Origin of the sequence: Corallococcus sicarius (assembly GCF_003611735.1) — a bacterium.
GTDB classification, from domain to species: Bacteria; Myxococcota; Myxococcia; order Myxococcales; family Myxococcaceae; genus Corallococcus; species Corallococcus sicarius.
This window is the reverse complement of sequence record NZ_RAWG01000389.1, coordinates 1-7,563: the sequence shown is the minus strand read 5'-3', so window position 1 is coordinate 7,563 and position 7,563 is coordinate 1. Positions and strand designations below refer to the sequence as shown.

Genomic DNA, 7,563 nt, shown 5'->3' with positions numbered 1-7,563 from the left:
AGATGTGTATAAGAGACAGTCGCGGTGGTGGGCGGGCTGGGCGTCATCATCCAGGGCGGGTTGATTGGACCGCTGGCGCGCGCGGTGGGGGAGTTCCGGCTGCTCATCACCGGGGCCTTCCTGTTGGCCGGGGGCATGGTGGGGCTCGCGGTGTCGCACCAGGCGATTGGGATGATGGCCTCCGTGGTGCTGGTGGGCGCGGGGATGGGGTTCCTGCAGCCGCTCATCTCCAGCCTCGCTTCGCAGGTGGCGTCGCCGTCACAGCAGGGGGCGGTGCTGGGATTGGCGCAGTCGTGCGGCGGCCTTGCGCGCACGGTGGGGCCGGTGGCGAGCGGTTGGATGTATGCGTCGCTCGGGACCCAGGCACCCTTCCTGACGGGCATGGTCTCCGCGCTCGCGGCGGCGGGGCTGGGGCTGCTTTTGAGTCGGGAATCATTGGAAGAGAAGGCCCGCTAAAGCCTTCCCAGACCCACCCGGGTCCATTCCTTCCCGGTTGTCACTACCTCTTTTGGGGGTCTTGTCAGCGCCCGACCCACGGGAGCAGGCTTTGCGCGCACAGGGGGTGGTGAAGCGATACCACTCCCGGGGGGCCGGGCTTGCCGCTGTCGGGAGACGTCGCGCTGCTGGATGCGTTGGACCGACAGGCGCGGCGCCGCAGGGAAGGCATTGCGACGCTGAGCGTGCTGGAGGGCCCGCCGGAAGTCGCGAGCGCGCTCTGGGTCCAGTGGGCCGCGCGGCATGGGCTGGGGGTGGTGGAGGTCTCCGGTGAGGACCTGCCCTCGGCGGCGCTGGGCTGGGCCCGGGCGCTGGCGGCGACGCGGGACCTGGGGGCGGACGCGGAGGCGCTGGCCACGTTCAGCCTGACGGCCGCGAATCCCAGACACACGCAGGTGTTCACGGGAAAGACAGCGCACGAGCGGCGCGTGCTGCTGGAGGGATTGCCACCGCCTGCCCTGCCGGAGGCGACCTGGGCGCTGTGCCGCGCGCTCGTCATCGGGAGGGAGGCGACGGCGCCGGGGGCGCTGCCGGACGCGGTGCGCGTGGCGCTGACGAAGAACGTGGGCGCGGGCCTGCGGGCGCTGCACGCGCTGGTGCCGCCCGGGCGCGCGCCGGTGGTGCGGGTGCCCGCGGGGGTGGCGCCGTCGTTCCGGGGGCTCCACGTGGCGGGGATGCTGTGCAACGCGGTGCCGGCGCTCGCGGTGGCGTGCGCGGTGGGGCCGGAGGCGTTGGCGGTGTTCCTCGGCGGCGAGGAGACGCGGCTGAAGGCGCTGGTGCGCGAGGGCCGGCTGGAGGTGCCGGGAGCGTCGGGGTCCGAGGGCGCGGTGGAGACGCTGCGGAAGCTGGAGCGTGCGGGGGCGCCCGAGGCGCAGCGGGTGAGGGCCGCGGAGCTGGCGTTGGAGGTGCTCACGGGCGCGGGCGACGCGTCCGCGGACCGGGCGCGGAGCAAGGCGGAGGCCTACCTGCGCGACCGGCTGGAGGAGCACGCGGCGACGGCGGGCGTCTTCGAACTCAACGCACACCTGGACACGGGAGGCCCGAGGCCGTGGGAGGTGGACTTCCTCAGCCGGGAGCTGCGCATCGCGGTGGAGATCGACGGCCACTTCCACTTCCAGGACCCGGAGCGCTTCCGCCGCGACCGGCGCAAGGACCTGGACCTCCAGCGCGCGGGCTACTGGGTGTACCGGCTGCTCGCGACGGACGTGCTGTCGCAGTTGGAGCACATCCTCCACACCCTCGACACGTTGATTGAAGCCCGGAAGCGCGAGCTGTCCGGGCGGGAGCCACGACATGGACACCACTGAAAATCCTGACACCCGACTCCAGGGGCTGGCCCTGGCGTGGCTTGCGACCCGGCCGGAGAAGAAGGCCGGCACGCGCAACGAGCTGGCGAAGACGCTGCATGCCTTCGTGGAGCACCGCTGGAGCCGGGGGGAGTGGACCGAGCGGTTCGACGCGCTGCTGACCACGCTGTTCGACACAGGGCTCGTGCAGAAGCGCGCGAAGACGGCGCTGGCGCTGACGGGGCAGGGCCGGCAGCGGGCGTTGAAGTTCCTTCGGGTGGACTCGCCCAAGGGGCTGACGTGGCGGCGGGTGAAGCAGCAGCACCTGCTCGCCCGCGGCCTGGGGCTGCCGAACTCCAAGGCGGTGTTCGGCCGTCTGGCGCAAGCGGACGGGGTGCGTGCGCTGCTGCTCAAGCGTGCTCACAAGGTCGAGGGACCGGAGACACCGACCCTGTCACAGGTCGATGACCGATTGATGTGGCGGGCGCTCGGCGTGGAGACGGACGCAAAGCTCACCCTGCCCGCGGTGAAGGCACTCCTGCTGAGCAAGCTCCTGGGGCAGGAGGTCAGCAACCCCAAGCGCGGCCTGGAGCAGCTGGCCGCGCGCACGGTGGGGGCGGCACGGGTGGACGCGGAGGTGGTGCGGCTGGCGGCGCTGCGGGAGTGGGTGCTGGCGGAGGGTTCGGCGGAGCCCGCTGAGCCCGTGCCCGTGGAGAAGACGGTGGCGCCCGTGCCCGCGGATACTGCGTCGTTCGCCAAACGTGTGTTGAAGGTGGCCCGGGCCCTGCCCACGGGACGGTTCGGCGACAACAAGGTCTTCATCTCCCACGTCTGGCGGGCCGTGCAGCCGGAGTGGGCCAGCCGCGAGGCCTTCGACACCGCGCTGCTTGAAGCCAACCGCAAGCGGCACATCTCGTTGAGCCGCGCGGATCTCGTCCAGCACATGAACGCCGCCGACGTCGCCGAGTCCGAAGTGCAGTCCTACGGCGCCACCTACCACTTCGTCGTCGTCTAGCCCGTCCCCTCCAGGAACCTCCATGCCCACCGACGCCCGTCTCGCGGCCTTCCTGGCCAACGGCCCCGAAATCTTCAGCAGCATCCAGCAAGGCCAGACCCTCTGGAAGAGGGACCCCTTCGACGTCGAATCCCTCAACGCCCCCGCGCGAACGGCATTCGACAAGCTGGTGAATCGAGCGACCCGCCAGCCTCTCCCGGACTCAGGCAAGTTGCTGCTGTTGCTGGGTGAGTCCGGCAGCGGGAAGACGCACCTGGTGCGCGCCTTCCGCAACAGCGTCCACGGCCGCAAGGCGGGCTACGTCGGCTACATGCCGATGACCGTGGATGCGGTCCACTATGACCGGCACATCCTGTCCTACCTCATTGACTCCCTCGACCAGCCCTACGACTCGGGCGATGAGGACGGAGAGGACTCGGGCCTGATGCGACTGTCCAATGCGGTCATGGGCCGCTGCATGAGCGCCTTCGCACCGCTCATCCCGGAAGAACGGATCCTGGACGACCACGAGCTCCACGACATGATCCGCTCGGTCGCCGACGACCTCCATGCGGACGAAGCGTTCCGCCGTGTCGATGTGCAGTTGCTTCGTGCGCTCATCTGCCTTCAGCGGCGAGAGGCGCGGTTCCATCACCGGATCCTTCAATGGCTTCGGTGCGAGGACCTCGCTCCCGCGGACCGCGCGGTGATTGGCGATCTGGTCCCCCGCACGGCGGACAACGATCCCATCCGGATGCTGACCCACCTGGGCTTGCTCATGGGCGTGATGGGTCAGGCCCTTGTCCTCTGCGTCGATCAGGTCGAGGACATCAGCGACTTCGAGCAGAACACCGGGATGGAGCCGTCCTTCCGCCGTGCGATGAACAACCTCGCTGCGCTCGCAGGCAAGGTTCCCACGGCCATCGTGGTGGTCTGCTGCCTGGAAAACTTCTGGATGAAGATGCGGCACCAGGTCAACCAGGCCATCCGGGACCGGATCGAATACGACCCCGAGCCCGTCACACTGGAGGGTGTGGTGACGGCGCAAACCGCCAAGGACATCGCGGCGCGTCGGTTGAGCTTCCTTTATGCACAGTCTGGCATCACCCTGGATCCGAAGGACCCCACCTATCCCATTCCGGCCAAAGGTTTCGAACTGCTGAGCGGCCAGCGGACGCGGGATGTCCTCAATCAATGCCACCGCTACCGCGAGCGCGCCATCCAGGACGGGAAGCTCCCTCAGGAGTTTCCCTTGCCCATCTCGAACAGGGGTGGCACTGCGAGCCCCCCACCGGCTGAGCCCAGCTCCATCCAGAAGACAGACCAGGCCTGGATCGACCACCGGGCGAAGTTCAAGGAAGCGATTCCCGAGGAGGACTCGGACATCTCCGCACTGCTGGCCTGGGCCCTCGAGATGGGCGGAGACGAACTCGGCGGCTCCACGCGCTTCAAGGTCAAGCCTCGCGATGAGGACTCGCTGAACGTCACGATCCAGCCGGGCAATACCCAGATGTTCGTCGCCCTCTGCAACCGCGCTCCGCAAGGCGGTGGGCTGGCACGGCAGATGGCGGAGGCCTTGAGGGCCGCGGCGGGAAAGGTGACCGTGCTCGTGCGGACAACGGACTTTCCGGGAACGCTTGGGACTTTGGTGGCGGACCAGACCGCGACGTTGTTGAAGAAGGGTGGACGCCGCGCGGTGCTCGGCAACAGCGACCTGCGCGAACTGGTCGCATTGCAATCCTTCCAGAAGCAGCACCCCGAGCCTGCTTTCATCGAGTGGAGCCGCGCGACAAAGCCCATCACGCGCCTGAAGGCGATCTCGGACGTGCTCGCGCTGGAGAAGGCCCCGCCCCCTCCGGAGCCTCCGCATTCCGGCAAGCCCGTACAGGGAGAGCGTCGCGGGACGCCCACGGAAAGCGCACACCGTGCCGCCACCCTCTCTGAAAGGGACGACTCCCGCTCGGAGACGGCCCTGGAGGGGCACCAACTCACCGCCCTCGGTCAGCCGTTGGTGAGCAAGGCGCCCGGACGCACGAAGACGCCCGTGGAGGTCAAGCAGCAGCCCGTCATCGAATCCAAACCCCGGAGCGACGCGAAGCCGAGCGCGATGCGGATCGGCAACTCCGAAGGGGTCTTCACCCAACCCGTCTCCATCCAGCTCGATGAGCTGACGAAGCACACCGCGTTCCTGGGCGGTTCAGGCAGCGGCAAGACGACCCTCGCCTTGAACCTCATCGAGCAGCTGCTGCTGCAAGGCATCCCGGCGCTGCTCGTCGACCGCAAGGGGGACCTCGCCGCCTACGCACGCGAGGAGGCCTGGCAGGAGGAGCTGAAGGACCCCGCACTGGAGGAGCGTCGTCGTCTCCTGCGGGAACGCGTGGACATCGCGCTCTACACCCCCGGCCGCTCCGACGGGCGCCCGCTGGCCATTCCCGTCGTTCCCCGTGGCCTCGAAGCCTTGCCGCCGGAAGAACGCGACCAGAGCGTGCAGCAGGCCGCGGAAGCCATCTCAAGCATGCTCGAGTACCGCAACAGTCCGAGGGACCGCGCGGCGAAGGCGCTGCTGGCGCAGGCGCTGCGCCTGCTGGTGGAGCGCCCCATCGGACAGGAATTGACGCTCGACCTCCTCCAGAAGTTCATCGCGTCCCAGGACATCACGCTCGTCCAGGAGACGAGCGGGCTGGACCTCAAGGTGTTCCCCAAGCTCGCCCAGGACCTGGCGACGCTGCGGCTCAACACCCGGACCCTCCTGGCCAGCCAGGGGGAGAAGCTGGACATGGAGGAGCTGCTCGGGCGCGGGAGTTCGAGGGTTCCGGGTCGCACCCGCCTGAGCATCATCAGCACCAAGTTCCTGGGCGGAACGCAGGGCTCGCTCTTCTGGGTGTCTCAACTGCTGGTGGAGGCCAACCGCTGGGCCAGCCAGCACCCCTCCCCCAAGCTCCAGGCCGTCCTCATGTTCGACGAGGCCGACTTGTATCTGCCTGCCGTGGGCATCCCCGCGACGAAGCAGCCCATGGAGAACCTCCTGAAGCGCGCGCGCTCCGCCGGAATCGGGGTGATGCTCGCGACGCAGAGCCCGGGTGACTTCGACTACAAGTGCCGGGAGAACGTGCGCACCTGGTTCGTGGGGCGGGTGAAGGAAGACAGGGCCTTGAGCAAGCTCCGGCCCATGTTCTCGGATGCCCGCATCGACGCGGCCACACGGCTGCCCGCGCAGAAGATGGGCCAGTTCCACGTCCTGCGCGACGGCCAGGTGGAGCAGCTCAAGGCGGACCGGAACATCATCAAGACGGATCAGCTCTCCGAGGACGAGATCCTCCAGTTGGCGCACCGCTCACGCGAGCAGGGCGCTCCAGACGAACTACCCCCCAAGGACAGGTAGGAGCCCAGGCGGGCTGGCCGTTGTGGCCAGCCCGCGTGGCACCCGTCATCGATCCTCTACGCCACACCGCTCAAGGGCAGACAGTGGAGGCGAAGGCGTCGGAGTAGACGCCGACGCACGCGTAGGTGCCGGTGCCGGCGGTGTTGGTCCGCTGCGTGACGGGGCCCGCGAGCTGTGAGCCGGCGATGCGCATGTCGACGTAGCGCGCGCGGTAGACGCTGACCGTGGCCCCCTCCAGGATGGAGTGGTGGACGGTGACGGTGCGGGAGACGTTGAACGTCGCGAAATCCGTGTACGACGAGAGGCCCTCGTTGGCCGTCGTCGCCCCCGTGGCCCGCAGGACGCTGTCGCGCACGGTGGCGTTGCCCTCGCCCACGAAGAAGCCCGTGGAGCGGGTGCCGCCGCTGCCCAGCGCCTCGACGTCGACGAGCGACATGTTCCCATCCGTGTAGACGCCCCAGTTGTCGGTGGCCCCCGTGGCGCTCGCGTTCACGTCGTGCAGGACGACGTTGCCCGCGGCCGTGTAGATGCCCACGCTCTGCGTCCCGCCTCGCGCGTCGGCCTGGATGTCATGCAGGCGGGCCGTGCAGTCGCGGCAGCGGAAGGCATTGGCGTAGCCGCTGCTGACCGCTGAGGTGCGCACGCGCTCGAACGTGCCCTTCGCCCCTTTGAGATAGATGGCGTAGGCGTCGTTGGCGCCGCCCTGCGCCGTGGCGACGAGGTCGTGGAAGGAGAAGGTCTCCCCTTCGCTGTAGACGGCCATGGCGGGGCCGCTCCCCCCCTCGTTCTGCACGGTGAGCGCGCTCACCACCGCGCCCGAGACGCCCACCAGCGTGCCGGTGGTGGCGCCCCCGGCGCTGGAGCGCACGACGGTGACCTCCGGGCCCGAGCCCTCCAGCGAGATGCCCGCCTTGAGGCGCAGCCCCGTGCTGCCCAGGTCATAGGTTCCTGGCTCCAGCTTCACCCGCCACGCCGCGCCGTCGGTGATGCCGTCGATGGCGGCTCGCAGCGCGGTGCCGCTCTCCACGTTCGTGGCCCCGGGGCTCACCACCTTCGTGCGCACGTACATCACGCCCGCGGGCCCCGTGAGGCCCGTGTCGCCCTTCGCACCCGTGTCGCCCTTCGCGCCCGTATCGCCCTTCACGCCGGGAAGGCCCGTGGGCCCGATGTCTCCCTTTGCCCCCGTGTCACCCTTCGCGCCCGAAGCTCCGGCTGGACCCACGGGGCCCGTGGGCCCGGGCTCTCCCTGGAGGCCCGTGGAGGCGTCCGTGCAGGCGACGAGGAGGCAAAGGAAGACAGTGGGAAAGGCGGCGGCTTTCAGCTTCACGGGAGTGCTCCAGGAAAAGAGACCCGTTCTACAAGAAGCGCCACCGCGTGAGCAGGGAGGCCCCCGCAACCCTCCCCCT

Annotated in this window: 5 protein-coding genes; 4 read left to right on the top strand and 1 reads right to left on the bottom strand. The window is 69.2% G+C overall.

All coding sequences use genetic code 11. The features are described from left to right. The first annotated feature begins 24 nt into the window (after positions 1–24). The 4 genes from D7X12_RS36560 (at position 25) to D7X12_RS36545 (ending at position 6,157) form a co-directional block, all read left to right on the top strand. Complete coding sequence (locus D7X12_RS36560) at positions 25–456, top strand: MFS transporter (RefSeq protein WP_244224999.1); 432 nt, start codon at positions 25–27, stop codon at positions 454–456. Positions 457–596: 140 nt separating this feature from the next. Continuing rightward, positions 597–1,802: an endonuclease domain-containing protein gene (locus D7X12_RS36555; protein ID WP_120629834.1), complete on the top strand. Its 1,206-nt coding sequence runs from the start codon at positions 597–599 to the stop codon at positions 1,800–1,802. After that, positions 1,789–2,796 carry a hypothetical protein gene (locus D7X12_RS43560; RefSeq protein ID WP_120629833.1) on the top strand — a complete coding sequence of 336 codons (1,008 nt, stop codon included), beginning with the start codon at positions 1,789–1,791 and terminating at the stop codon, positions 2,794–2,796. Before D7X12_RS36555 ends, D7X12_RS43560 begins: the two co-directional genes overlap by 14 nt. A gap of 22 nt (positions 2,797–2,818) precedes the next feature. Further along, on the top strand, positions 2,819–6,157 hold the full coding sequence (locus D7X12_RS36545) for an ATP-binding protein (RefSeq protein ID WP_120629832.1): 3,339 nt from the start codon (positions 2,819–2,821) through the stop codon (positions 6,155–6,157). A 70-nt stretch (positions 6,158–6,227) separates the two neighbouring features. Here the strand turns inward: D7X12_RS36545 and D7X12_RS36540 are convergent, their stop codons facing one another. After that, positions 6,228–7,484 (bottom strand): collagen-like protein, encoded by a 1,257-nt coding sequence (locus D7X12_RS36540; protein ID WP_120629831.1) that lies wholly within the window; start codon positions 7,482–7,484, stop codon positions 6,228–6,230. Positions 7,485–7,563 lie beyond the last annotated feature (79 nt).

Excerpts from the sequence above, each read along its gene's own strand:
- D7X12_RS36545 (WP_120629832.1), top strand. The coding sequence starts at position 2,819 with ATGCCCACCGACGCCCGTCTCGCGGCCTTCCTGGCCAACGGCCCCGAA.
- D7X12_RS43560 (WP_120629833.1), top strand. The coding sequence starts at position 1,789 with ATGGACACCACTGAAAATCCTGACACCCGACTCCAGGGGCTGGCCCTG.